Genomic DNA, 23714 nt, shown 5'->3' with positions numbered 1-23714 from the left:
GAATTGCTTAGAATTTATCCCACCACAATTTAGTGGTGAGTGCATCAGCACCCTGACGACTAACGGCCGCTGCGTAGTTAGCTTGGTTGAGCGACTGCTCTTGAGCAGGATAGAGGAAGCGTACCGGAATTTTACCTGCTGCTGCGGCCACGGGATTGCGAGCCACCAACAAAGCAGGAGCATCCAGGCGACGCCACTCAGACCATGCTTCCAAACCTTGGCCATACAAGGCAATCCATTTCTGGTTGCCAATACTGGTTTTGTAGGAGGCCGGATTGTAGGCTACATCGGCTTGAGCCAAGTAAGCCGTAATAGCAGCCGCGTCCGTAATACCATACTGGTTCATAGATGCCGTAATGGCACGGTTGTATTCAGTTGCAGCTACACCAGTGATGAAACCGCGCTGAATAGCCTCCGCTTTGAAGAACAGCACCTCGGCATAAGTCATCAAAACAGCTGGCGAAGTCTCCCGACGGAAAGCAATACCTGGCTTCGACGTTTTGCTCAGACCCAGAGCAGAGGCTTGAGCATTCAACAAGCCGTTCGGAACACCTTTGTAATCACCGCCGTCAGCTGGCAGATCAGCATACACAGCCAAACGTGGGTCGTTAACTGCTTTCAGACGCGTCACCAGCGTTTCGCTTACGCGGTGGTCATCACGCGTTTTGAAGTTCTCGAAAATGGGGTTGTCATTCGGGAAAGTAGCATCCAAGTATACCAAACGGGCATTGTCGCTATTGGCCCGGAATACGTTGTCGCCAGAGAATACGTCTGACACAGTGGCACGAGCAGTAGCCGCGTCTGCATCCGCAATGCGCATAGCTAGGCGCAGACGCAGCGAATTAGCAAAACGACGCCACTTCTCTACGTCACCGTTGTAGAGAATATCGCCCTGAATGCTGCCTTCCTTCTTGGCGAGCAGATCCGAAGCCGTTTTCAGGTCAGCCAGCAGACCTTTGTACACATCTTGCTGGGCGTCGTAAACAGGCGAGGTAAACTTGTCGGCCTGCAGCGCCTGCGAGTACGGGATGTCACCGTAGATGTCCGTTAGGAGAGAGAACATCCAAGAGCGCATCACCAAGCCTACACCCTGGTAAGAAGCGTTATTAGAGGTTCTACCCAAACTGATCAGAACATTAGCATCCTGCAAACCACCAGCATAATATCCATCCCACAGGGATTGGTAGGAGGTGGTACGGAAGGCATAACGGTCCTCGTTGGTGTACTGGATTTTAGCCCAGTGCTGAACAACGAGCAAACCACCATCCATGTTGGCCGCTACGTCCCAAGAACGGGAAACATTTGAGCGGATAATCTGCGTGAGCAGCAGATTGGGTTGCGCAACCTCCGAGTTGTTGGGGTTGGTGTTGATCTTATCGAAGTCACTTTCGCAGGCACCCAGAGTCAGTGCCAACGGAAATAACAGAGCTAGTTTTTTGTATGACGATTTCATGTGCAGCAAAGCTGATTTTTTAGTGGCACCGCTGCAAAAACAGCGGTGCCGAATAAAAGAGTTCAGAATCTTACAGAGTCAGATTCAAGTTGAAACCATAGCTCCGCGTCGAGGGAATCTGACCAAATTCCAGACCTTGAACATCACCGCTGTTGAAGGAAGTCTCAGGGTCAATGTTGGGGGCTTTAGACGAAATCAGCCATAGGTTACGACCCACGAAGGAAACTCCAATAGTTTTGAAAGGAGTCTTGCCGATAATGCCTTTGGGCAACTGATAACCCAGCTTTACTTCGCGCAGCTTTACGAAAGAGGCATCGTACACACTCGGCTCGTGCAGAGAGTTGATGTAATTTTCTTTGTAATACGTTTCTGCGTCAGCGGAAACCGTGTTGGGGCTATAGCTGCCATCGGCATTTCGTACTACACCTTTACCAACCACTCCGGTTTCACGGCCATTCAGAGTGTTTTTCAGGACCCCTGCGTAGTTACCCCAAGTGTTGGTTACGGAATATACTTCGCCGCCCTGACGGGTATCGACTAGGAAGCTGAAGTTTACTCCTTTAAAGCTGAATTCGTTGTTCAGACCACCAAACCAGTTAGGCGTGTAGTTACCTAATACGCGGCGGGTAGGGTCAGTGAGTGGAATACCATCTTCGAAGATGATTTCACCTTTGTACTGTCCATCTGGTACACGCAGGTAGCCATTACCAAACAGCGCACCATAAGGTTGACCTACGCGAGCTTCCACGTTCAGACCCCATGTTCCGCCCAGCACCAGTGTGTTGATACCTGGCAGCAGGCTTTCCACGCGGTTCCGGTTAGCAGCGGCGTTAGCCGTCAGCGTCCACTGGAATGCACTCTCGGGTTTCAGTGGAGAGATGGTCAGGATGCCTTCCAGACCTTTGTTGGAGATTTCACCAGCATTTACCAGTGTGGTAGTGTAGCCCGTGGCTGCAGTTACCGGCAGGTTAATGATTTGGTCGACCGTGGTGTTTTTATAGGCGGTCAGTTCCAAGCCAAGGCGATTCTGGAAGAACCGAACTTCGGCACCAGCCTCAGTTGAGCGGCTCCGCTGGGGTTTGAGGTTGGGGTTCAACCGAGCATTGGAAGTAGTAATGGCTGGTTGCGAGCCGAAGGGCAGACCACCGCTCAGATACACATCGTTCAAACGGTAGGGTTCCGTATCGGAGCCCACTTCGGCGTAACCACCGCGCAGCTTGGCAAACGACAGGAATGAATCTTCTACTTTGAAAGCTTCCGTCAGCACCAAGCTAGCGTCAACTGAGGGATAGAAGTACGAGTTCTTGCCATTGGGTAGGGTTGAGGACCAGTCATTACGGGCGGTACCGCCCACGAACAGGAAGTCCTTGTAGCCAAATTTAACCGATGAATACAAGCTGTTCACCCGACGACGATACGTACGGCTGTTGGCCGTCAGCGGAGTCGAGAAGTTGTCCAGCGTGTATAAGCCAGGAATGGCTAGGTTGCTGGCGGCGGTAGCACTGGTTTCGGAACGAGCATCTCGGCGGTTAGCACCGAACAGGAAATCCAGCGTCAGGTCCTCCGAGATATTGCGGGTGACAGTTGCTAGGAATTCCGTGTTACGCTCCAGAGAGTAGATTTTTTCCTCTGTGTAATCGTCTACAATAGATTGCTCGATATCGTCGAGGGCAATCCGGCGAGAGTGAAACTCATTGTAGAAGTCATTGGTGGTCCGGCCGGTCAGGGTCAGCCACGAAGTCGGCGAATAGCTCAACGTGATGTTACCGATTACACGGTCACGACGGTCATCGTTGAGGTTTTCGTAGAGCGTAAAGTAGGGGTTGTTGTGGTAGTTGTAGTTCCAGTTATACTTCTCGCCCCCTTTGTTGTAATCTTTCAGCTCTTCGATGTTAACCTGACGGCCAAACCACACGAATTGCTGCATTACGTTTTGAGCATTGTAGCCCAACTGCGGACGACGGCCCCGGTTCTGCACGTAGTTCACGTTAGTGCTGAACTTGAGCTTATCCGTCAAATCAGCGCCACCGTTCAGGTTTACCGTGTTGCGGCGGATGAAGGTATTTGGTAGAATACCATTCTGCGTCAGGTTAGTATACGAGAGACGAACACCTGCCTTGTCATTACCACCAGAGAGGGCAATGTTGTTGGTGAACGTACGACCCGTTTCGAAGAAGTTACGTACGTTATTAGGGTTGGCTACCCAAGGAGTAGCCTGACGCACGCCACCTACTACTGGCGAGTTAAACTGGGGGATAAGGCGACCGTCGAGGCGAGGTCCCCAACTCTCATCTACACCATCGTTGGTACCACCACCGGCACCGTCCACGAAGGAGAATTGTCCCCCATTGCCCTGGCCATATTCATTTTGGTAATCCGGCAGTTTCAGCACACTCTCGAAAGTGGTAGTGCTGTTCACCGCAATACCGAGGCCACGGGATTTACGCCCCGATTTAGTTGTAATTACTACTACGCCGTTAGCGCCACGCGAACCATAAAGGGCTGCAGCGTTAGCGCCTTTCAACACCGAAATGCTTTCTATATCATCTGGGTTGATATCCGAAGCAGCGTTACCGTAGTCAACACCGCCGTTCGGGCCGCTGTTGGCGTAGGAGGAATTATCAATGGGCTGGCCATCTACCACGAACAGAGGTTGGTTGCTACCAATAGTTTTGGCACCGCGAATAACGATACGCGACGAGCTACCAACAGCACCTTGGCTGTTCGAAATCTGCACACCGGCAAGTTTGCCTTGCAGAGAGTTCACAACGTTGGATTCGCGGGCTTGCGTCAGAGCAGCGCCTTGTACGTCCTGCACGGAGTAGCCCAGCGTTTTCTTCTCTTGCTCCCGGCCCAGAGCCGTTACTACTACTTCGCCCAGAACTTTGGTATCAGCTGCCAAACCAACCGAAATGTTGGTTTCGGTGCCAATAGCGCGCTCCACGGTTACGAACCCTACCGAGCTGAAGACGAGGGTAGAGGCGGTAGCAGGGGCGCTGATGGTGAAGGAGCCGTCGCTATTAGTGGAGGCCCCGATGGTGGTGCCTTTCACCAGCACGGTAACGCCAGGTAAGCCCTGACCATTACTGCGGTCAGTAACCCGACCGGAAATCTCGCGGTTCTGAGCGGCCGCCTGCTGCAACAGGATAGGCGAGATCAAAACCGCACTAAATAGTGCTTTACGCATAATAGTGTGAGTGTGAAATGTGAGAAAGGTGAGTGATAAGGGTGAGTGAAACGGTTCTCCCGCTTGTGAGCAACCATGCAGCGCCGTAAGGTGTCGTGTGATTGAGATGCGAAAAGCAATATTTTTTCACAACTTAATCATGTACCGTGGGTCCTTATTAGCAATTATAGAACAATTTGCTCTGATAGTTATCAAAATGAGCAAGAATACATCACGTGAATTATAGAAATTTTAACCTGCCGAAACTTCAGTGGTCCTAGTGATAAAGCATCACTGCTAACACCATTATACATGTTATTTTTGCTATGTTTAAGGTATGATTGATAATGCTTAAATTATCAGGGGGTTTTGTTGAAAATAATCTTGATAATTTAGGTATTACATAAGTTTCTTTCATTTCTAAACTTACTCACATGCGGAAAACATTACTTTCTGCGCTTCTGGCTTCCCCCATTCTGTTGCAGCAGGTGGCGGCCCAGAACCGCGAGATTTCTGGTCGGGTTACCGATGCCACAAGTGGGCAGGGGCTGCCGGGGGTAACGGTGCTGGTGAAAGGCACCACTATTGGAGCTTCCACCGACAGCGACGGCGCTTTTAGTCTCAGTGCCCCTCCCACTGCCTCCACCCTCGTCTTCAGCTCTATTGGGTACAATAGCGTAGAGCGGGCAATCGGGACTAGCACTACATTTACAGTAGCACTAGCCGCGAATTCTCGAGCGCTGGATGAAGTGGTGGTAACCGGGTTGGCTACCTCGGTGAAGCGCTCCAATCTGGCCAATGCCATCACCACTATATCGTCGAAAGAACTCACAGGCAGTACGCGGCCCGTTACAGTAGACGCGGCATTGAGCGGGAAAGTGGTGGGTGCCAACATAGCGCAAACGAGTGGCGCGCCTGGTGGGGGGTTATCGGTTCAGTTGCGGGGTATTTCTACTATCAATGGTAGTTCGCAGCCACTCTATATTATTGATGGCGTGTACGCCGTAAATGCCGAGGTGGGCAATGGTGCTGGTTCTGCTGCCTTTAGCGGGGCTGCGGCCGGAACAGGACGCACCTCGCAGGATAATGGTATCAACCGTTTGGCTGATCTTAACCCCAATGATATTGAGAGCATCGAAATTCTGAAGGGGCCGAGCGCCGCGGCTATTTATGGAACGCGGGCCAATGCGGGGGTTATCATTATTAAGACCAAGCGCGGGGCGGCTGGTAAAACCCGGGTAAGCTTTAACCAAGATTTGGGCTTTGCGGAAGCGTGGCGCCTGTTAGGGAAAGAGGATTGGACGGATAGCAAGATTGATACGTATTATGCCTACCCCAACAATGCTACCCCCGCTCAGATAGCAAGCGTGAATGCTACCCGCGCAAGCGAAAAAGCAAAGTTGGCTGCGGCACAGGCTTCCGGTAATATCTACGACTATGAGAAGGAAGTATATGGAAATACTGCTTTCCTGCGGAACACAGGACTGAGTGTATCGGGCGGAAATGAGCGCACGAAGTTTTTCGTGTCGGGCTCCGCCACGAATGAGGAAGGTATTGTGAAGCGTACTGGCTTTGAGCGGCACTCCATCAGAGCGAATGTAGACCACAAGATTGGGGAGAGAATTGATTTGGGAGTTAGCTCCAACTACATCAACTCTGTAAACCGGCGTGGCTTTACTGGTAACGACAACCGTGGGGTAGCGTTGGGGTACACGTTGGCCTACATTCCCAGCTACGCCCAGTTGCATAAAAATGAGCTTGGGCTGTTTCCTGACTCGGACTACACGGGTGATAACCCGCTCGCAGTAGTGGAACGGGCTATCAATGAGGAAACAACCAACCGCTACGTTCAGACGGCAAATTTAGGTGTGCGGCTGATTGATAATGGGGTGTCGTCGCTGCGTTTTGCGGCGCAGGGTGGGGTTGACTTTTCCAGCAGCACGGCCTTACTGGCACTGCCCTCAGATATGCAGTCACAACGGAGCCTGGCATTGCCTGGAGCAGCCCGCGTAGCTAAAAACCAGTTTTTCAACTCTAACCTGCAGGGCTTCCTGATCTACGACTGGAAATTGGGCGACGCGGTTAGCCTGACTTCTCAGGTAGGTACAGTGCGTCTTTCACAAAAGCAGAACTTAACCTTTAACCAAGGCCAAAATCTCTCCCCTGGTCCCCCATACACTCCCAACCGGGGTACTGTAACTACTCAGGAAACCACCATTACGGAGGAAGCGGACCTGGGCTTTGTGGGGCAGCAAGAAGTTAATTTCCAGGACCAGATTATTGCCACTGCCGGTATTCGATTTGATAAATCGAATCGGAATGGTGACCCGGAGAAGTACTATGCCTTCCCCAAAGCCTCGCTGGCTGTCAACATTGCTAAGTTTGGGTTCTGGTCGTTTGATGCAGTGAACCTGCTGAAGCTACGGGCCGCTTATGGAGAAACCGGCGGGCCAGCTTTCTTCGGCGGCTTATATTCCCCATTGGTTGCAACCTCCACTGGTGGCCGACCGGGTTTGCTGACCTCAACCTTGCTAGGCAACCCCGATATCAAGCCAGAAACTGCTTCGGAACTGGAATTAGGGGTTGACCTAGGTTTTCTTGAAAACCGAATTGGCTTGGAGGCAACCGTTTACAACAAAAAGGTTTTTGACCTAGTCAACACATATGCCCTAGCTCCGGCAACGGGACTTACCTCGATTCGGGCATATAATGTGGGGGACTTACGTAACCGGGGCCTGGAACTGGCTTTGAACATAAACCCGGTGCGGAGCAATTTTGTCAACTGGAATTCAACCACGCAGTTCTGGCTCAATCGGTCCGAGGTAACAAAACTCTATACAGATCCGCTAGTGGTGCCGCCCTTTAATACTGGTTCCGGCTTCGGGGCCACATTTGGCCGCAACGTATTTGTAGTGGGAGAGTCTCCCTCTCGCTGGTATGGCACACCTGCCGACCCTAACAGTCCGAACTTCAGCGGCCTGACCCGTTACGAAGACGCGCAGCCGACATTCCAGATGTCTTTCCTGAACTCGCTGACAATCGCGCGCAGTTTTGAGGTATCGTTTCTGTTGCACTGGAAGAAGGATGGCTACAACAGCAACCTGAGCCGCCTGCTGAAAGATGAAGGTGGTACTACCGAAGACTGGAGCGAGCCGAGCCAAGAGGCGGGCGTACCAAAAGGGCTGTATCGCCAAGGCCTGACAGCCCGTGAGTTTATCCAGAACTCAGGATACGTGCGCTTACGAGAGGCATCCGTGTATTATTCGCTTCCGACCAGTATCCGCACCAGTCTGTTTAAGGAGTACGTGCAAAATATTCGCGTTGGGGTTTCGGGAAACAACTTGATTACCTGGACTAATTACGTGGGCTATGACCCTGAAGTATCCAACTTTGGCTCGACGGCCAACTTTGCCCAAGTGGATGTGGCCAGCTACCCAAGTACTAGAAGGGTATTCTTCCACATCAACATTGACTTCTAAGTCTTTCCTTCTCCTCACTCCTGAGTTTCTCCATCATGCAATATTTCCGTCATAAGCTAGTGGCTGCTGCGTGTGCAGCGGCGCTATTGAGCACTACCTCCTGTGGTTTCTTTGAGGTGGACCCCGTTGAAGATCCTAACAATCCCAGCCTAGGCTCGGTGCTGAACAATGCCAGCAAGGCACAGCTTGATGCGTTGGCTGTGGGCGTTGAGGCCTCATTGCGTAACGCGCATACGGGCAATGCCCCGTACAACTGGTTGGCTGGCACACTGGGCCGGGAGGTTACAATCCTGGCCTCTACTGAATCCAGATGGTACGGCGAACTACAGGGTACACGTACAACCTTGGATGATGCGGCTTACTATAATGGTTACTACACCCCGCTGTCCCAAACGCGTCGGGCCGCGCAGATTTACCGAGAGTCAGCGGCCAACAGCCAAGCTGTTAACGCCGAACAGAGGCAGGGAATAGCTGGGTTCACCCATACGTACGAAGCTTTATCCAAGCTGCTGTTACTAAACATGCAAGGAGCCAACGGCATTCGTATTGACGTAGACAATCCGCTGAGACCCGGCAAATTTGTAACACCTGCCGAGGCTTTGACCAATATCCGGCAACTGCTCGATCAAGGAGCAACTGAATTGGATCAAGCAGGCAGCAGCTTTGGATTCTCGCTATCTTCCGGGTATACTGGCTTTAACACACCCGCTACGTTCAAGCAGTTTAACCGAGGATTAGCGGCCCGCGTGGCCTTGTACCAAGGCGATTATAGCGGCGCGCTTACGGCGCTTGGCACCTCATTTATCAGCCCTACCGGCGACCTGAAAACGGGACCAAAAATTACCTACAATCCCGCCATTGCAGGCGACGCCGGTAATGCATACTTCCAGGTTTCAAATAACACGGGTTCCAACGTAATCGGGGTGCCGGATAATTTCGTAACGGAAGCAGAGGCCGGGGATGCCCGCTTGTCTAAGGTGGCACTGCGCACTACTCCGCGTGTGACAGGCGGCATCTCGCTTGCCTACGAGTCCCGTTTGTTTCCTACGAATACGACACCGCTGGATATCATTCGCAATGAAGAGCTGCTGCTGATTTCAGCTGAGGCTAAAGCCAATAGCGGAAACCTGCCCGGTGCATTGACTGATGTGAACATCATTCGTACCCGGGCTGGTAATTTGCCGGCTTTGCCAGCCGGAACGTTCACATCGGTGGCTAAAGCCATGGACGAGATTATTAAGCAGCGCCGGTATTCGTTGTTCTTCGAAGGACACTATTTCGTGGACTTGCGGCGTACAAACCGCCTGAAGCCGGTTGTAACGGTGGACCCTGCTTCCACGCCGCGCCAGACGCTGGCCTTTAGTGCCAGCCCCTATAACCTGATTGCAAACATGCCCAAGCCTGCTGCCGAGAAGGCCTGGGATGTTACTAACCCATAAGCTTCAAAGCCCAGACGTAAAAAAAGCCCCGGACATATGTCCGGGGCTTTTTTTACGTCTGGGCTTTGAAGCTAATTCTGCATCAGGTACCCCTTGATATACTCCTCCAAATCCCCGTCCAGCACGTTCTGCACGTCGGTGCGCTCGATGCTGGTGCGCAGGTCTTTGACGAGCTTGTAGGGGTGCAGCACGTAGTTGCGGATCTGGGAGCCGAAGTCGATGCGCTTTTTACCGGCTTCCACCACGGCCCGGGCTTCGTTGCGCTTGTCCAGCTCCAGCTGGTAGAGGCGGGACTTGAGCATGCGTAGGGCGTGCTCCTTGTTCATGAGCTGGCTCCGCTCAATCTGGCACTCGATGACGATGCCGGAAGGAGCGTGTTTGAGGCGCACGGCCGTTTCCACCTTGTTTACGTTCTGTCCACCAGCCCCACCGGCGCGGTAAGTATCCCAGGTAATGTCGCCGGGGTTGATCTGGATGTCGATGGTATCATCGACGACCGGGTAGGCGAATACGGAAGCAAACGACGTGTGGCGCCGGCCGCTGCTGTCGAAGGGGGAAATTCGAACTAATCGGTGTACCCCGATTTCGCTCTTAAGGTAGCCGTAAGCGAACTGCCCGTCTATTTCCAGCGCGGCCGATTTGATGCCGGCTCCTTCGCCCGGCTGGTAGCTGACCTGCCGCACAGTGAAGCCCTGCTTCTCGCCCCACATGATGTACATGCGCATGAGCATTTCGGCCCAGTCCTGGCTTTCGGTGCCGCCGGCTCCAGGGTTGATTTCCAGAATAGCCGACAACTGGTCTTCTTCGTCAGATAGCATACGCTTGAACTCCAGGCGCTCTACCGCCTGCTCGGCGGTAGTGAACTCGCGCTGCATCTCGTCTTCCGAAACGTCGCCTTCCCGGTAGAAGTCATAGAGAACTTCCACGTCGCCAAGCAGCTTTTCTACGACCTCGTAGTCGTCAGTCCAGACCTTGATGGCCTTGATTTCCTTCATGGTGGCTTCGGCTTTCTTGGAGTCGTCCCAGAAACCGGGGGCCGTAGTTTGCTGTTCGGTGGCAATTACCTGCGCTTTGCGGGCATCGTAGTCAAAGATACCTCCTCAGGGCCTCAGCGCGGCCCTTCAACTCCTTCACCTGATCGTGGGTCATGGAAAAAATGCGTGAATGAATGAGAACTGCTTTCCTGGCCGAGGCGGCCGGAACAGCGGTGTAAAGGTGGGAAGAAATCGGGGAGGAATGGGCCGGAACGCAAAAACGGAGCGTGCCCGCCGGGTACGCTCCGTTTTTGCGGGCTGCTGAAACGGGGCTACACGCGCACCATCCAGCCGTGGGTATCGGTGGCTTCCCCGCTCCGAATAGCAGCCAGGGCGGCCGATACGCGCTGGGAGAAGGCATCGGCGGGTACGGCGGGCAGTTCGTAATCCTGGCCCTGGTAGCCGATGACGGCCATGGGAGCAATGGTGGCGGCGGTGCCTACGCCAAAAGCTTCCTGCAGCGTGCCGTTGGCCTGCGCTTCCAGAATCTCCAGGGCTGAAACCTTGCGCTCTTCCACCGGCATGCCCCAGTCGTGGGCCAGCTGCAGCACGCTGCGGCGGGTAATGCCATCCAGAATAGAAGTGCTCAGGGCCGGGGTAATCAGGCGGCCATCAATAACGAACATGGCGTTCATCGTGCCGGATTCCTCCACGTACTTGTGCTCGGAGGCATCCGTCCAGATGAGCTGGTTGTAGCCTTCCTGCTGGGCCAGCTTGGTGGGGTACATGGCCGCGCCGTAGTTGCCCGCGTTTTTAGCGAAGCCCGCACCGCCCTCGGCCGAGCGTACGTATTTTTCTTCAAAACGCACCCGCAGCGGCTTGTTGTAGTACAGGCCAACGGGGCAGGTAATAATCATGAAGCGGTACGAATCGGAGGGGCGCACGCCCAGCATACCATCGGTAGCGAACATGAAAGGGCGAATGTACAGGGCGCTGCCCGCGAAGCTAGGTACCCACTCGGCATCCAGTTGAATCAACTGCCGCAGGCCCTGCATGAAGATTTCCTCCGGTACGGCCGGCATGCACATCCGCTCGGCGGAGGCATTCAGGCGCTGCAGATTATCGAGCGGGCGGAAGATGAAAATTTCGTCTTCCGTGTTTTTATACGCTTTCATGCCCTCGAAAATGGCCTGCCCATAGTGCAGGGCCGAGTTGGCGGGGCTCACCAGCATGTCGCCGTAAGGCACAATCTGGGGCTCCTGCCACTCTCCATCCTGATAGTCCACTACCAGCATATGGTCGGCGAAGGTTTTACCGAAATCCAGATGGTTGAAATCCACTTCGGGTAGGCGGGAGGCGGCAGTGCGCTTCGTAGAAATGGTCAAGGCGTCAATCATAAAAGGTGGGGGTGGGAGAAGGAGGTGAAGGCACTGCCGCACTACTCACTGCCAGAAAGGAAGCGGAAAGCGAAGTGCCGAAGCGGGTGGGGGAGGTGGTAGCGGAACGGTAGGTAAAGGTGCGGATTTTCTTCCGAACACTTGTTAGTCTGGGATGGTGCCCAGTATCAGAGGCGGGGTTCCCACTTTACTTCTTCGGCCTGCAGCTCGTGAGCCATTTGCCGGCTCAGTACGAACAGGTAATCGGAGAGGCGGTTGAGGTACATCACCACCAGCTCGGCCACGAAGGAGTCTTCCTGCAGATGGATGACCAGCCGTTCAGCGCGGCGGCACACGCAGCGGGCCACGTGGGCAAAGGAAACCGACTGGTGCCCGCCCGGCAGCACAAACACGCGCAACTCAGGCAGCCCGGCGTTCATGCGGTCCATTTCCTGTTCCAGCAGGGTAATATCCTCGGCGTGCAGGTCCGGAATCTTCATCTTCGACTTGTCGGGGTCAGAGGCCAGGGAAGCCCCAACGGTGAACAGCCGGTCCTGAATTTCCTTGAGCATCGGGCGGCGGGCAGCATTTACCTCCTGGTCGCGCACCAGCCCGATGTAGGAGTTGAGTTCATCCACGGTGCCGTAGCACTCAATGCGCAGGCTGGATTTGGGCACGCGGGTCCCGCCAATAAGGGAGGTCAGGCCTTTGTCGCCGGTTTTGGTGTATATCTTCAAGCGAGGAGTAGAAACTGGAATGGAAAGCTATACTACCTGCAACGGCCGGAAATGTTGGTTTTCGAGGCCTTACTGCCCGGCCAGTTGCTGGGTGGCCACTTCGTGGTTGACAACGTCAGTTTCCACCAGTCCGTCGCGCAGGCGCACAATACGGTGGGCGTGGCGGGCAATGTCCTCCTCGTGAGTTACCATAATGATAGTGTTGCCACGTACGTACAAAGCCTCAAACAGCTCCATAATCTCGTGGCTGGTACGGGTATCCAGGGCCCCGGTGGGTTCGTCGGCCAGGATAATGCTGGGGTTGTTGACCAAGGCCCGGGCAATGGCTACGCGCTGGCGCTGCCCGCCAGACAGCTCATTGGGCTTGTGCAGGGCACGCTCAGCCAGGCCTACGCTGCGCAGAGCTTCGCGGGCCATTTCCTGCCGCTCACTTTTGCCGTAACCGGCGTAAATCAGGGGCAGGGCCACGTTATCGAGGGCCGTAGCGCGGGGCAGCAGATTGAAGGACTGAAATACGAAGCCGATTTCCTTGTTGCGCACATCCGCCAGCTGGTTATCCGTCATGTTGCTGACGTTTTTGCCATTGAGGATGTATTCTCCGCCCGATGGGGTATCCAGGCAGCCCACAATATTCATGAGGGTGGATTTACCCGAACCCGAAGGGCCCATGAAGGCAACGTACTCGCCGCGCTGGATGGTGATGGATACCGACTGAAGCGCGTGAATTTCCTCTGTCCCCATCCGGTAGACCTTGGAAATATCAGTGGTTTGGATAACGGGAGGCAGCATATCCGAAAGGCCAGGGGTTAGTTCCAGGGGGCGGTGGCGGCTGCACGAGCCGCACGCCGGGTCTCGTACTGTGTACGAAAGGTAGCGTAATCTGCGGGGGAAAGCAACGTGCCCAAGCGGTAGAGCGGGGACTGGGCATATTCGGTGAGGCCCACCGGAATGGATGCCAGTACGTAGGCTTTCAGCAGCGGAACGGAGGTGGGGTTATAGTCGATACCACGCAATAAGGTGTTGTACGCCAGATTAACATCGTGCCGGGCCGCGTAGAAAGCAGCAGCAGCTACTAAGCCGTTTTCCACGAACGGGGCCTGGTGGGCTAGCTGCGCGTAGAGGCGGGCTGCCTGCCGGGGCTGCTGCGTAGCCTGGGCCAGCGCCGCCCGGAAGTACAGGGCCTGGAACCGGTCGAAGCCGGTAAAACGGCCGCGCTGCACCAACTGCCGGAGGGCCGGCCACTGCCGGGCACGCACATAGGTCTCGCCGCGCAGAACGTTCCAGGGAGAGGCTGCAGCGGCCGTTACGGCCGGGGCATACCGCTCCAGGAAGCGCTGCACTGCCGGTAGCTGGCCCTGCTGCAATGCTCTTGGTAGCTGCGCCAGTAAAGCCGCTGACCGCAACGCTGGCGTGGTAATTTGGGCGGCCGCGGGGAGTAGCTCGGCTGCCGGCAGCTCATCTCCCCGAAGCACCAAAAACTGAGCACGGAGCGAATCGGACGCCTGCTCGTAGCGGGTACGGAAATCGGGCTCCAGTACCGTCAGGAGTTGACGGGCCATTTTTTGACTGTCCGTTTCTGCCGAAGCCAGTACCCGGCCAGCTACTTGCCGGGCCGAATCGGGCTGGCTGTTGAGGGCCAGGGCAAAGGCCTGCGGAAGCGCGGCGGTAACAGCTCCGGATTGGCGGGCTTCCTGCAAGCGTGCGGCTGCCGGGGCGGGTAGTCCTTGCTGCAGCAGCCACAGACCTTGTAACTGCTGATAATAGGCGGCGGCGGGGCTGGAGCCAGTGGCTAGCGGAGCCAGGGTGATTTGGGCGGCTACCGGCTGCCCGCCCAGATGCTGCGTAAATGCCCGCAGAAACAGCAACTGGTCCTGATAGGCTTCATTGGCCGGCTGGGCCAGCAGGCGGGGGAAAACGGGTAGTAAGGAAGTGTCCTGGCGCATTGCCCGGGCCAGGGCCTCGTGGTACAGCCGTGCGAAGCCGGCTACGGACAGCACACGGGCAGTATCGGGGGCAGATGGGCTTGGAGCGGGCTGCCCGGTCAGCTGCGCCAGTAGCAAGGCGTTGCTGCGTAGGGCCGCATCGGGAGAGGTGGCAGCGGCTTGGGCCAACTTCCGGGCCTGGGACCATTGCTGCTGGCGGATAAGGGCGGCTAGTCGGTTGGCCTGCAATACGGGGTTTCCGGGAGCGGCCGCCTCGGCCCGGGCCTGGTAGAAGTCAACGGAATCGGAGAGGGTGGAGCGAGTGTACAACTGGGCCAGGTCGCCGTTTAGAGCCGCACTGCCTGGGGTGGCTTTCAGAGCTTCCCGCAGTACGCTCAGCCGGTCAAAAAAGTCCGATGGCTCGTTGTATAAAGCCGCCAGCCGCAAGGAAATCCGCTCGGAGGGCCGCCGGGCCAGGGCGCGACGCAGGATGTTAATTTCGTTTTGCCGCTGCAGGCGAAACCGGTACAGCGCGGCCCGGCCCAGACTGGCTTTGTGGTTATGCTGATCCAGTACGTCGCTCTCGGCGTAGTACCGTTCCGCCAGCAATGCCTGCGCCATATCCTCGGGGTTGGTCTCGCTTTCCAGCCGGGCCAGGTCGCCCAGATTGTTGAAGGAAGCTGCCTGTACCTGGTCGAGCACGAAGAAGCCGTTGCGCTGGGCTACCACCACGACCACCGCAATACCCAGCACGTACATGGCGTAGAACGGAAACCGGCGGGGCTCAAACACTACCCGGTACACCGGCAGCTTCTGGCGGAGCAACGGCGCAAAATTGAGCAATACATACAGCAGGAAGGCCGCGCCTACCCCCAGAAAAGCCAGCACCGTGAAGTCGCGGCCGGCTTGCAGCAGCGGGTCGTTGGCGGTAGCCAAGGCGTAGCCCAGCGTGGCGGCGGCCAGCAGTACCAGCGCCCCATACAGCATGGTTGCTTCAGAAGCGGGCAGCCACTCCTGAAACGTACGGGCCCGCCGTCCGAAGCTGAGGGCCGCTACCAGTACTGCCGGCAGCAGCAGCACATAGGGGTCGAGGTGCAGGCCCGGCAGCAGCACCGTCTCGTTTTGGTTGAGGTAGTACAGCAGTAGCGTACCCAGGTATAGAAAGCTGGCCAGCAAAAAGGGCCAGAGCCCGAACCGGCCGGTCGGTGTATCGGCCTGGGTATTTAGCCACAATAGTCCGTGCACATTCTCAAAGGCCACCCACAGCACCAGCAGCGCAAACGCAATGGCCCCGCCCGCCGTGAAAAAGGCGCTGATGTGCAAGGCCGTAACGCTGGCGGGACTGGGGCTGCCCAGAAACAGCAGAAGCCCCAAGCCCCCCACCAGTGCCGTAAAACTGCCCAAGCGCACCGGGAAAGAAACCGCGGGCCGGAAGGCGTGAAAGTAATAGGCGGGCCCGCCCAGCACCGCCAGCGCCAGCAGCAGAAAATACCGTTCCTGACTGTCCAGCAGACCCAGCAAATCAATGTTGAGCGACATCAACAGGAAGATGACCAACGCCATGCCCGCAACGAATACCGGCCGGGCGGCCCGGCTGATGGCCGCCAGAAAGTAAACCAGTGCCACGCCCAGGAAGGCCACGAGGGCAAAGGCTGCTTCCGGCCGTAGAAAAGGCCCGGCCACATCCCAGGTGTGCGTAACCAGGTAGCCATTGGCCTGCACCGGCATACGGGCCACCCCAATGGGAACGTAGTCCACGGTAGTGGGCACGGGTGTAAGCTGCGCTACCGGCCGAACCGGCAGTATTACATCTTCAGCGGTGGCGTAGTGCCAGCCAGCCAGCAGTATGGCCAGCGCAGCACAAAGGGTCAGCAATGCCAACGGCCCGCGCCACCAGACGGGGCGGGCCGAAGCGGGGGGAGCAAAGGAAATGGGCACCAGGAGTTAGTCCAGCACTTTGGGTACACGGAAATAATCGGAGTCCTTGCGCGGGGCGTTGCTTAGACCGGCTTGGTGGCTGACCGAGTTCAGCGGGTTATCGGAACGCAGCACGTTGATTTCCTGCGAGAGGTGCACCAGCGGCTCCACGTCGTCGGTGTTCAGCTGCCGGAGCTGGTCAACCCAATCCAGAATCTTGTTCAGGTCGCCGAGCATCTGCTGCTCCTTGGTATCGTCGAATTCGAGGCGGGCCAGATGGGCCAGGCCCCGCAGGGTGGTTAGGTCGGTGCTCACAGAAAAGAAAAACTAAAAGTCAAAACGTAGTACGGAAAGTAACGCGGACTTACACCCGCGTGGTTTTGCGCGGAGCCGGGGCCGGCTCCGGACGCCACGTGCTGGCTTCCGGAATGCCACCGGCCTCCGGGCGGAGCGCACTGGCAATAACGGAAAAAGCCTGCTGTTTGAGTCGGGGCGCATCTGCCGGGGTAAGACCAGCCGTGGGAATGGGCGCGTGCACAATAATAGCCAAGGGCGAATACCGGACCCGCAGACCATCAACATCGGGCATGAAGCGGTGGTTCAGGGGCATGGTGATGGGCACCACCGGCACGCCGGCCGCAATGGCCAGCTGAAAAGCCCCGTCCTTGAACTCATCGAGCTGCTGGCCCGGGTTCTGGCCGATGCGCCCCTCCGGAAAGATAACCACCGAGCGGCCGGCCTCCAGCGTCCGGCGGGCCTGCACCATGGCCCGGCCCCGGCTCACGGCATTGTTGCGGTCCACGGTTATGTAAGTGCGGCCAAAAATGGGCCCCCACAGCGGCACGTTGGCCAAGGAGCTTTTGCCCATAATGTTCAGCCAGCCCGGAATGGTGCGGAACAGCAACGGAATATCAATGTACGAGCTGTGGTTGGCCACGTACACGCAGGGCTGCCCGGCAGGCAGTGGCTGCTCGCGAATGGTTTCTACCGGTACGCCCCACATCCGGATGAACAGCCGGGCCCAGTGCCGGTTGAGGGCGTGCAGGTAGCGGTGGCGCTGCGGCTGGCGGCTCAGATACCACTGCAGCGGGTACGTGAGCACGAAGGGCATGACAAACCAAAAGGTGGCCCAGGTAGTGTATAACCGATGACCGATATAGCGAAGCAGGCGCGGCATAGGCACAAAAATACGGCTGAAGGAGCGGAATACGACGAAACCGGCCAAGTACCCCCCGCGTGCATGAGGACTGCATGAACTCCAGCGGCGGGTGGGCAGGCCCTACACGCCCAGCACGCGGGCAGCTTTCAACAAACCCGCCACGCTGATGGCATCCGTAATGCGGCCACTCATAACCAGCTCTACTGCCTGGCGCAGTGGAAGTTTCCACAAACGCAGGTCCTCAGTTTCCTCCGGCTCTACCTCACCCTGCTCCAACTCCTCGGCCAGAAACACGAACCCCTCTTCGTCCGTCACCGAGTTGGAGGTGTGCAGGCGCATCAGGTTGGTCCAGCGACGGGCCAGCAGACCGGTTTCCTCCTTCAGCTCCCGCTGCGCCGAGGCCAGAATATCCAGCTCCACAGGCCCGCCGCCCATCGGAATTTCCCAGCTGTACTCACTGAGAGTGTAGCGGTACTGGCCCACCAGCCAGGTATTGCCCTCGGCATCCACCGGAATAATACCCAGGGCTTTGTTTTTCATGGATACCACCCCGTAAATGCCGGGATTACCGGCAGGGTTGGTTATCTGGTCTTCCCGTACCCGAATCCAGGGGTTCTGGTATTTCACTTCCGAGTGATGAACCTGCCAGGGGTTGTGGGTTTCGTCGATTTCCGGGGCCGCAAAGGTGCTCATAGCGTACGGTGTAAGTAAAGTAACGGACCAGCAAAGGTAGCGCACAACGGCGGCTGTGCGAATTGGGCAGCCTACTGATCCGGTAGATGGTAGCGTTGGCCGGGAATCTGCCGCCATTGAGCAAGTATGCCAGCGCGGGGCTACAAGGCGTATTACCTTTGATTCATTACATAAATGCAGCGCGTGTAGGGTTTATGGAAAGGAAGGCTTCTACCGCGTAGTGTTGGCTTTCGGCAAAAAGGAGTAGGGTGGATGAATGATATTTTGCCGACCAATGCGTTGAAAAAGGCCGCTGCCCTGGGTAGCGGCTTTTTTATTTCCCGCCAGCAGATAATCAGCGGCGGCCAACGGCCAAGGCCCAAAATCCTGTAAGCTCTGCCATCAAACCCTGGATAAAAGTGGCGCGTACCAAGCATAAGGCAGTCGTTTACTTCCCGGCTGCTGCCTTTTTGTGTATGGCCAATCAACCCAAAAACCAATCTGCGCAACCCCAACCCGGCGACCCTCTGTTCAACCTGAAACACGCCGAAGCCGAAGCCGCGCTGGAGCAAAATACCGGTGGCCTGGGTCCCACTACCAACGAGTACATCACCACCGACGAGGATGAAAGCCTGGACGAAGGTCCGCGCGACAAGCAGGGTTTTCGGCGGGGCGAGTCGCCCTCAACAGATACTGGATCTACTGCTGGCCGCCACTAACGCAAGTTCCGGCCGCTAGCGGCACAGGAACGTGTATCTACTGGAACGCCTCCGCGGGTGCTACGGCCACCGCGGAGGCGTTCTGCCGTTTCGCTGCTACTGAGTGCAGGGTCGGAGCTGCGTCGTCTCGTACTTTTGCGAAATGCTACATGTTTCGTACACCGGCCAGCCGCTGGAAGCCGGGCTGGATGAAGCCGGGCGAGGCTGCCTGGCCGGACCGGTTTTCGCGGCGGCCGTCATTCTGCCCCCGGATTTTGCGCCGCATTACCTCAATGACTCCAAGAAAATGACGGCCCGGCGGCGGGAGTTGGTACGCGCCGAAATCTGCCGGGAGGCGGTAGCCTGGGCAGTAGCCGAAGCCTCACCCGCGGAAATAGCCAGCATAAACATTGCCCAGGCCAGCTACCTGGCCATGCACCGCGCCGTGGCTCAGCTCAGCGTTATGCCCACGCATCTACTTGTGGATGGCAACCGGTTTCGGGCTCATGCTACACTGCCTCACACCTGCATTATCGGGGGCGACGGGCTATACCGGTCCATTGCGGCGGCCTCGGTGCTGGCGAAAACCTTCCGCGACGAGCGGATGGCTGAATTGGCGGCGCAGCACCCGCACTATGGCTGGGAGCAGAATGCCGGTTACCCCACAGCCCTGCACCGGGCGGCCATCCGGGAGTTAGGCCCCACGGAGCACCACCGCATGGGTTTTCGGCTGCTGTAAGAGAAGGCAGGCCCGGCATTGTTTCCAGCAACGGCAAAGGGCCTTTTTCCAGCGGCTCCGGTTGTGGTAACCGGAGCCGCCGGAAAAAGGCCCTTTGCTGTTGCCGGCAGGGGCGCGAGGGGCGTTATTCCTTCAGGCGCAGTAAGTCCAGGAACAGGCTGAATCCATCTACGGAAGTGCCGCCTTCCCCAAAACTCTCGAAGCTCAGGGGTTTGATGATATAGCCGCTAACGGCCAAATCCTGGGCTTTCAGCCGGTCGGTTTCCAGGTCGGAGGTGGTGGTGATAAATACATTGAGACCCACAAAATCGGGGTCGGAGCGCAGAATCTCCAGCAGTTCCAAGCCGTTCATGCGGGGCATGTTCAGGTCAAGCATCACTACGCTGGGTTTGGAAATCTGCTCCTGGCCGCCTTCACCGCGCAGCATATTCAGGGCTTCGCGGCCGTTGCGTGCAATGTACAGCGGAACGGCAACATTGTGCTTGCGCAGCTCCCGCTGCACATTCATAATATCCATCTGGTCATCTTCAACCAGAAGGATGCTGGGTTGTTCGGCTTCAGGGTTCATAAGACGATAACGCGGGTGGGGCCATCTGCGGCCGGGATTCTATACGGTAATTACCGCCCTAAGGTGGCTTTGGACCGGGTTTTCTGATTTTCCTCGGTCCGGCGGGCAGGCTCTTTAGGCCAGGTGAACACAAAAGTAGCCCCCTGGCCCTCAGTTGATTCAAGATGAATAGATCCACCTTGTCGCTCCACTATTTTCTTGACAATGGCCAGGCCTACGCCCGTACTTTCCAGGGTGTCGCGCTCCGTCAGGGTCTGGAAAATTACGAATATCCGCTCATGGTACTCTGGCGCAATGCCCGGGCCGTTATCCGCTACCGAAAACGTATAGAACTTAGGGCCCTCCACGCAGCCAATGCGCACTACACCCTGCCGGGGCTGATGATGATACTTGGCGGCGTTGCTGATGAGGTTGGTAAATACCTGCTGCAGCTGTACCCGGTTGGTATGGATGGTGGGCAGGTAAAAGGGCAGTTCCACCTCAAAGCCTTCGGGTAGCTCCAGGGAGTCGATTATTTCGCGCAGAAGCTGGCGCACGAATACGGCCTCGTCGGCCTGGGGCGTGCGGCCCACCCGGGCTAGGTCCAGAATGCCGGTGATGAGGTTTTCCATGCGCCGTACGCGGGTACGCATCAGCAGCAGAAACTCCCGAATGTGCTCGGGCAGCCCCTGGCCCATGTCCTCCTCAATCCAGCGCGAGGCCGTTTCGATGCCCCGCAGGGGAGCTTTTAAATCGTGGGATACCACGTAGGCAAACTGATCCAGTTCCTGGTTGCGGCGCTCCAACTGCCGAATATTAATGTTGATGGTATCGGTCATTACGTTGAGCGACTCCGACAGCTTGCTCAACTCATCATCGGCGGTATCCTGCACCTGCGTGCCATAGTCGCCGTTAGCAATGCGCTGGGCCTGCTGCACCATGCCCCGAATACGGCGGGAAAACAGGCGCACCATGTAGCTGGCGTACAGCAGCCCCAGAAAAATAGTGGCCAGCGTGATGCTCACCGATAGAATGCGGGTTTCGCGGATGCTGTTCTGGAGCTTTACCCGCTGTTTTACCCGAATGTCGGCTTCCTCCTGATCAAACACAGTAAACAGCACCCGAATCTGATCCATGAGCACTTTGCCGGTCAGATCAGTGGTCAGGTTGCTGTGCTCCAGCCCGTTGATGCCCATCTGGTCAGGGTTGCGGCGCATGGCTTCCCGCTTCTCTCCAATAAGCAAGTGGGAATAAGCGGCCCACTGCTGGAATAAATACTGAGCCCGCACCATGCGCTCATACTGCGGCGTGCCAAGGGTCAGCTCGTTGCGAAGCTGGGCAAAACGGCCCAGCAGGTTTCGTTCGCCTTCGTAGTAGGAATCCAGCACTACCTCGTTGCCGATGAGCAGGTAACCCCGAAAGCCGGTTTCCATATCAATGATGTTGCGCAGCAGGGTAGTGGCTTCCCCGGTAATGCGCTGGGACCGTTCCACACGCTGGGAGTTGCGCAGCACAGCCCGGGAGAGCTGGTAGTTGATGGCTACCACCGCCGCAAACAGCACGGATATGATTAGAAAGCCCGCAAATAGTTTGGTGGAGAGCTTGAACTTCATGCAGAGACGGCAGCGGTACGAACTAGAAACGTTCAGTACGGATTTTTTCCTCCAACGTACGGAGTAGCTGCGTAATCTGGTCGGCCAAGCGGTTGATTTCGGCCAGTCCGTCAATGGCTTCGTCGCGCTGGCCCCGCTGGGCTACATCCATCAGGCGGTTAGCCTCCAAATGAATCCGGTTGTGAACCTCATCCAACTGCTGACTCTCGGGCAGGAAACCGTAGCGCGACAGTAGATACTGGCTGATCCAGTGCCCTAAGGAGCATTGTTGCGGGTCGCGGATGGGTGCTTCGGCGGTATTGCTACCGTAAAGAAAAGAACGGAGCTTGGATTTAAAGAGCAGATGCTTGATGCGGGCAGCATCAAACTCCTGTTTCAGTTCATCAGTCATACGACGGAATATACGGTGACGGGGACCGAACCGGTGAAGTGGTTGCTGAGCAAATGAGGGCTCAAGCTGAACGGTGGCCACAAAGATAACCGGAATTCAGGGCGGCCGGCCGGGCATTATTGGCTACTTTCGCCCGGCCAATTCCGGGCGTTTCGGCGCGGCCGGCCATTCACTTCCCAACCTCACTCCACCCCATGTCTGAGTCGCTCAAAACCGTTCCGCTCAATGATGTGCACCAGCAGCTCGGTGCCAAAATGGTGCCCTTCGCGGGCTACAACATGCCCGTGCGCTACTCCTCCGATTTGGAAGAGCACCACACCGTGCGCCGGGCCGTGGGCATCTTCGACGTGTCGCACATGGGCGAGTTCCGGGTGCGCGGCCCCCACGCCCTGAACCTGATTCAGCGCGTAACCAGCAACGACGCCAGCAAGCTCAGCCCCGGCAAAGCCCAGTACAGCTGCCTGCCCAACCAGCAGGGCGGTATCGTGGACGACCTGCTGGTGTACATGCTGGCCGAGGAAGACTACCTGCTGGTGGTCAACGCCTCCAACATCGAGAAGGACTGGGCCTGGATTCAGCAGTTCAACACCGAGGGCGCCGATATGCAGAACCTGTCGGATGAGATGAGCCTGTTCGCCGTGCAGGGCCCCAAAGCCACGGCGGCTCTGCAGAGCCTCACCGACGCCGACCTCTCGGCCATTCCCTACTACTCCTTCGTGCAGGGCACTTTCGCCGGCGCGCCCGACGTGATTATCTCGGCCACGGGCTACACCGGCGCGGGCGGCTTCGAGCTGTACGTGCCCAACCAGTACGCCCAGCAGGTATGGGAAGCCGTCATGACGGCCGGCCAGCCCTACGGCCTCAAGCCCATCGGCTTGGGCGCCCGCGACACGCTGCGGCTGGAAATGGGCTACTGCCTCTACGGCAACGACATCACCGACACGACCTCGCCCCTGGAAGCCGGCCTGGGCTGGATTACCAAATTCACCAAGGACTTCACCAACTCCGAAAGCCTGAAGGCCCAGAAGGAAGCCGGCGTGGAGCGCAAGCTGGTGGGCTTCCTGATGGACGGCCCCGGCATCCCGCGTAGCCACTACCCGCTGGTGAACGAGGCCGGTGAGGTAATTGGCGAAGTAACCAGCGGCACCCAGTCGCCGAGCCTGAGCAAGGGCGTGGGCCTGGGCTACGTGAAAACCGAGCTGAGCAAGCCCGGCAGCCAGATTTTTGTGCAGGTACGCGGCAAAAACCTGCCCGCCACCGTCACCAAGCTCCCCTTCGTGCCTGGCACCGAGGAGGCGTAAACGAATCTATTACTCGTCATGCTGAGCGAAGGCGCAGCCGCAGTCGAAGTATCTCTACCTCTGGCTAATTCCTTGGATTACCCTCAGTAGAGATGCTTTGGCTACGGCTGCGCCTTCGCTCAGCATGACGT

18 protein-coding genes are annotated in these 23714 nt (G+C 56.9%); 5 read left to right on the top strand and 13 right to left on the bottom strand.

Going from position 1 to position 23714, the window contains the following annotated elements; all coding sequences use genetic code 11:
• Positions 1 to 7: 7 nt before the first annotated feature.
• Together ACN19L_RS07470 and ACN19L_RS07465 are read right to left on the bottom strand one after the other, a co-directional pair.
• Positions 8 to 1414 carry a SusD/RagB family nutrient-binding outer membrane lipoprotein gene (locus ACN19L_RS07470; protein ID WP_426492891.1) on the bottom strand — a complete coding sequence of 469 codons (1407 nt, stop codon included), beginning with the start codon at positions 1412 to 1414 and terminating at the stop codon, positions 8 to 10.
• A 109-nt stretch (positions 1415 to 1523) separates the two neighbouring features.
• Entirely contained in the window at positions 1524 to 4640 is a 3117-nt protein-coding gene (locus ACN19L_RS07465) for a SusC/RagA family TonB-linked outer membrane protein (RefSeq protein WP_426492890.1), read from the bottom strand.
• Between the two features lie 413 nt (positions 4641 to 5053).
• Here ACN19L_RS07465 and ACN19L_RS07460 point away from each other — a divergent pair, with 413 nt between their 5' ends.
• Together ACN19L_RS07460 and ACN19L_RS07455 are read left to right on the top strand one after the other, a co-directional pair.
• Positions 5054 to 8098 (top strand): SusC/RagA family TonB-linked outer membrane protein, encoded by a 3045-nt coding sequence (locus ACN19L_RS07460; protein ID WP_426492889.1) that lies wholly within the window; start codon positions 5054 to 5056, stop codon positions 8096 to 8098.
• A gap of 35 nt (positions 8099 to 8133) precedes the next feature.
• Positions 8134 to 9537, top strand: coding sequence for a RagB/SusD family nutrient uptake outer membrane protein (locus tag ACN19L_RS07455; RefSeq protein WP_426492888.1), 1404 nt, complete (start codon positions 8134 to 8136; stop codon positions 9535 to 9537).
• Between the two features lie 71 nt (positions 9538 to 9608).
• Here the strand turns inward: ACN19L_RS07455 and prfB are convergent.
• The 8 genes from prfB to ACN19L_RS07415 form a co-directional block, all read right to left on the bottom strand.
• A protein-coding gene (gene prfB, locus ACN19L_RS07450; protein WP_426492887.1) for a peptide chain release factor 2 occupies positions 9609 to 10686 on the bottom strand; the annotation gives its coding sequence in 2 pieces (ribosomal slippage) (positions 9609 to 10625 and positions 10627 to 10686; 1077 coding nt in all).
• A gap of 157 nt (positions 10687 to 10843) precedes the next feature.
• Complete coding sequence (locus tag ACN19L_RS07445; RefSeq protein ID WP_426492886.1) at positions 10844 to 11908, bottom strand: branched-chain amino acid aminotransferase; 1065 nt, start codon at positions 11906 to 11908, stop codon at positions 10844 to 10846.
• Positions 11909 to 12075: 167 nt separating this feature from the next.
• Positions 12076 to 12624, bottom strand: coding sequence for a cob(I)yrinic acid a,c-diamide adenosyltransferase (locus ACN19L_RS07440; RefSeq protein WP_426492885.1), 549 nt, complete (start codon positions 12622 to 12624; stop codon positions 12076 to 12078).
• 69 nt (positions 12625 to 12693) lie between these two features.
• Complete coding sequence (locus ACN19L_RS07435; protein ID WP_426492884.1) at positions 12694 to 13413, bottom strand: ABC transporter ATP-binding protein; 720 nt, start codon at positions 13411 to 13413, stop codon at positions 12694 to 12696.
• Between the two features lie 17 nt (positions 13414 to 13430).
• The gene (locus tag ACN19L_RS07430; protein ID WP_426492883.1) at positions 13431 to 16484 is read right to left on the bottom strand and encodes a hypothetical protein; all 3054 of its coding nucleotides are present in this window, start codon (positions 16482 to 16484) and stop codon (positions 13431 to 13433) included.
• A 6-nt stretch (positions 16485 to 16490) separates the two neighbouring features.
• Positions 16491 to 16778 (bottom strand): Asp-tRNA(Asn)/Glu-tRNA(Gln) amidotransferase subunit GatC, encoded by a 288-nt coding sequence (gatC, locus tag ACN19L_RS07425; RefSeq protein ID WP_426492882.1) that lies wholly within the window; start codon positions 16776 to 16778, stop codon positions 16491 to 16493.
• 49 nt (positions 16779 to 16827) lie between these two features.
• Positions 16828 to 17640 carry a lysophospholipid acyltransferase family protein gene (locus tag ACN19L_RS07420; RefSeq protein ID WP_426492881.1) on the bottom strand — a complete coding sequence of 271 codons (813 nt, stop codon included), beginning with the start codon at positions 17638 to 17640 and terminating at the stop codon, positions 16828 to 16830.
• A 102-nt stretch (positions 17641 to 17742) separates the two neighbouring features.
• Positions 17743 to 18315: an NUDIX domain-containing protein gene (locus tag ACN19L_RS07415; protein ID WP_426492880.1), complete on the bottom strand. Its 573-nt coding sequence runs from the start codon at positions 18313 to 18315 to the stop codon at positions 17743 to 17745.
• A gap of 455 nt (positions 18316 to 18770) precedes the next feature.
• Here ACN19L_RS07415 and ACN19L_RS07410 point away from each other — a divergent pair, with 455 nt between their 5' ends.
• Complete coding sequence (locus ACN19L_RS07410; protein ID WP_426492879.1) at positions 18771 to 19013, top strand: hypothetical protein; 243 nt, start codon at positions 18771 to 18773, stop codon at positions 19011 to 19013.
• A 142-nt stretch (positions 19014 to 19155) separates the two neighbouring features.
• Positions 19156 to 19731, top strand: a complete 576-nt coding sequence (locus ACN19L_RS07405) for a ribonuclease HII (RefSeq protein WP_426492878.1) — start codon at positions 19156 to 19158, stop codon at positions 19729 to 19731.
• A 124-nt stretch (positions 19732 to 19855) separates the two neighbouring features.
• On the opposite strand, the gene ACN19L_RS07400 is transcribed toward ACN19L_RS07405, so the two are convergent.
• Genes ACN19L_RS07400 through ACN19L_RS07390 form a run of 3 tightly spaced genes read right to left on the bottom strand, consistent with a single transcriptional unit; the run spans position 19856 to position 22282 of the window.
• Complete coding sequence (locus ACN19L_RS07400) at positions 19856 to 20299, bottom strand: response regulator (RefSeq protein WP_426492877.1); 444 nt, start codon at positions 20297 to 20299, stop codon at positions 19856 to 19858.
• Between the two features lie 50 nt (positions 20300 to 20349).
• Positions 20350 to 21891 (bottom strand): sensor histidine kinase, encoded by a 1542-nt coding sequence (locus tag ACN19L_RS07395; RefSeq protein ID WP_426492876.1) that lies wholly within the window; start codon positions 21889 to 21891, stop codon positions 20350 to 20352.
• 22 nt (positions 21892 to 21913) lie between these two features.
• Complete coding sequence (locus ACN19L_RS07390) at positions 21914 to 22282, bottom strand: CZB domain-containing protein (protein WP_426492875.1); 369 nt, start codon at positions 22280 to 22282, stop codon at positions 21914 to 21916.
• A gap of 194 nt (positions 22283 to 22476) precedes the next feature.
• Here ACN19L_RS07390 and gcvT point away from each other — a divergent pair, with 194 nt between their 5' ends.
• On the top strand, positions 22477 to 23583 hold the full coding sequence (gene gcvT / locus ACN19L_RS07385; RefSeq protein ID WP_426492874.1) for a glycine cleavage system aminomethyltransferase GcvT: 1107 nt from the start codon (positions 22477 to 22479) through the stop codon (positions 23581 to 23583).
• Positions 23584 to 23714: the final 131 nt, after the last annotated feature.

The sequence above is a fragment of the Hymenobacter sp. 102 genome (genome assembly GCF_049949205.1).
Classification (GTDB): domain Bacteria; phylum Bacteroidota; class Bacteroidia; order Cytophagales; family Hymenobacteraceae; genus Hymenobacter.
The sequence above is the reverse complement of the archived record's forward strand: the minus strand, read 5'-3'. Positions and strand labels throughout refer to the sequence as shown.

Excerpts from the sequence above, each read along its gene's own strand:
- ACN19L_RS07465 (WP_426492890.1), bottom strand. The coding sequence starts at position 4,640 with ATGCGTAAAGCACTATTTAGTGCGGTTTTGATCTCGCCTATCCTGTTG.
- ACN19L_RS07460 (WP_426492889.1), top strand. The coding sequence starts at position 5,054 with ATGCGGAAAACATTACTTTCTGCGCTTCTGGCTTCCCCCATTCTGTTG.
- ACN19L_RS07455 (WP_426492888.1), top strand. The coding sequence starts at position 8,134 with ATGCAATATTTCCGTCATAAGCTAGTGGCTGCTGCGTGTGCAGCGGCG.
- ACN19L_RS07445 (WP_426492886.1), bottom strand. The coding sequence starts at position 11,908 with ATGATTGACGCCTTGACCATTTCTACGAAGCGCACTGCCGCCTCCCGC.
- ACN19L_RS07435 (WP_426492884.1), bottom strand. The coding sequence starts at position 13,413 with ATGCTGCCTCCCGTTATCCAAACCACTGATATTTCCAAGGTCTACCGG.
- ACN19L_RS07420 (WP_426492881.1), bottom strand. The coding sequence starts at position 17,640 with ATGCCGCGCCTGCTTCGCTATATCGGTCATCGGTTATACACTACCTGG.
- ACN19L_RS07415 (WP_426492880.1), bottom strand. The coding sequence starts at position 18,315 with ATGAGCACCTTTGCGGCCCCGGAAATCGACGAAACCCACAACCCCTGG.
- ACN19L_RS07410 (WP_426492879.1), top strand. The coding sequence starts at position 18,771 with ATGGCCAATCAACCCAAAAACCAATCTGCGCAACCCCAACCCGGCGAC.
- ACN19L_RS07405 (WP_426492878.1), top strand. The coding sequence starts at position 19,156 with ATGCTACATGTTTCGTACACCGGCCAGCCGCTGGAAGCCGGGCTGGAT.
- ACN19L_RS07400 (WP_426492877.1), bottom strand. The coding sequence starts at position 20,299 with ATGAACCCTGAAGCCGAACAACCCAGCATCCTTCTGGTTGAAGATGAC.
- ACN19L_RS07395 (WP_426492876.1), bottom strand. The coding sequence starts at position 21,891 with ATGAAGTTCAAGCTCTCCACCAAACTATTTGCGGGCTTTCTAATCATA.
- ACN19L_RS07390 (WP_426492875.1), bottom strand. The coding sequence starts at position 22,282 with ATGACTGATGAACTGAAACAGGAGTTTGATGCTGCCCGCATCAAGCAT.
- gcvT (WP_426492874.1), top strand. The coding sequence starts at position 22,477 with ATGTCTGAGTCGCTCAAAACCGTTCCGCTCAATGATGTGCACCAGCAG.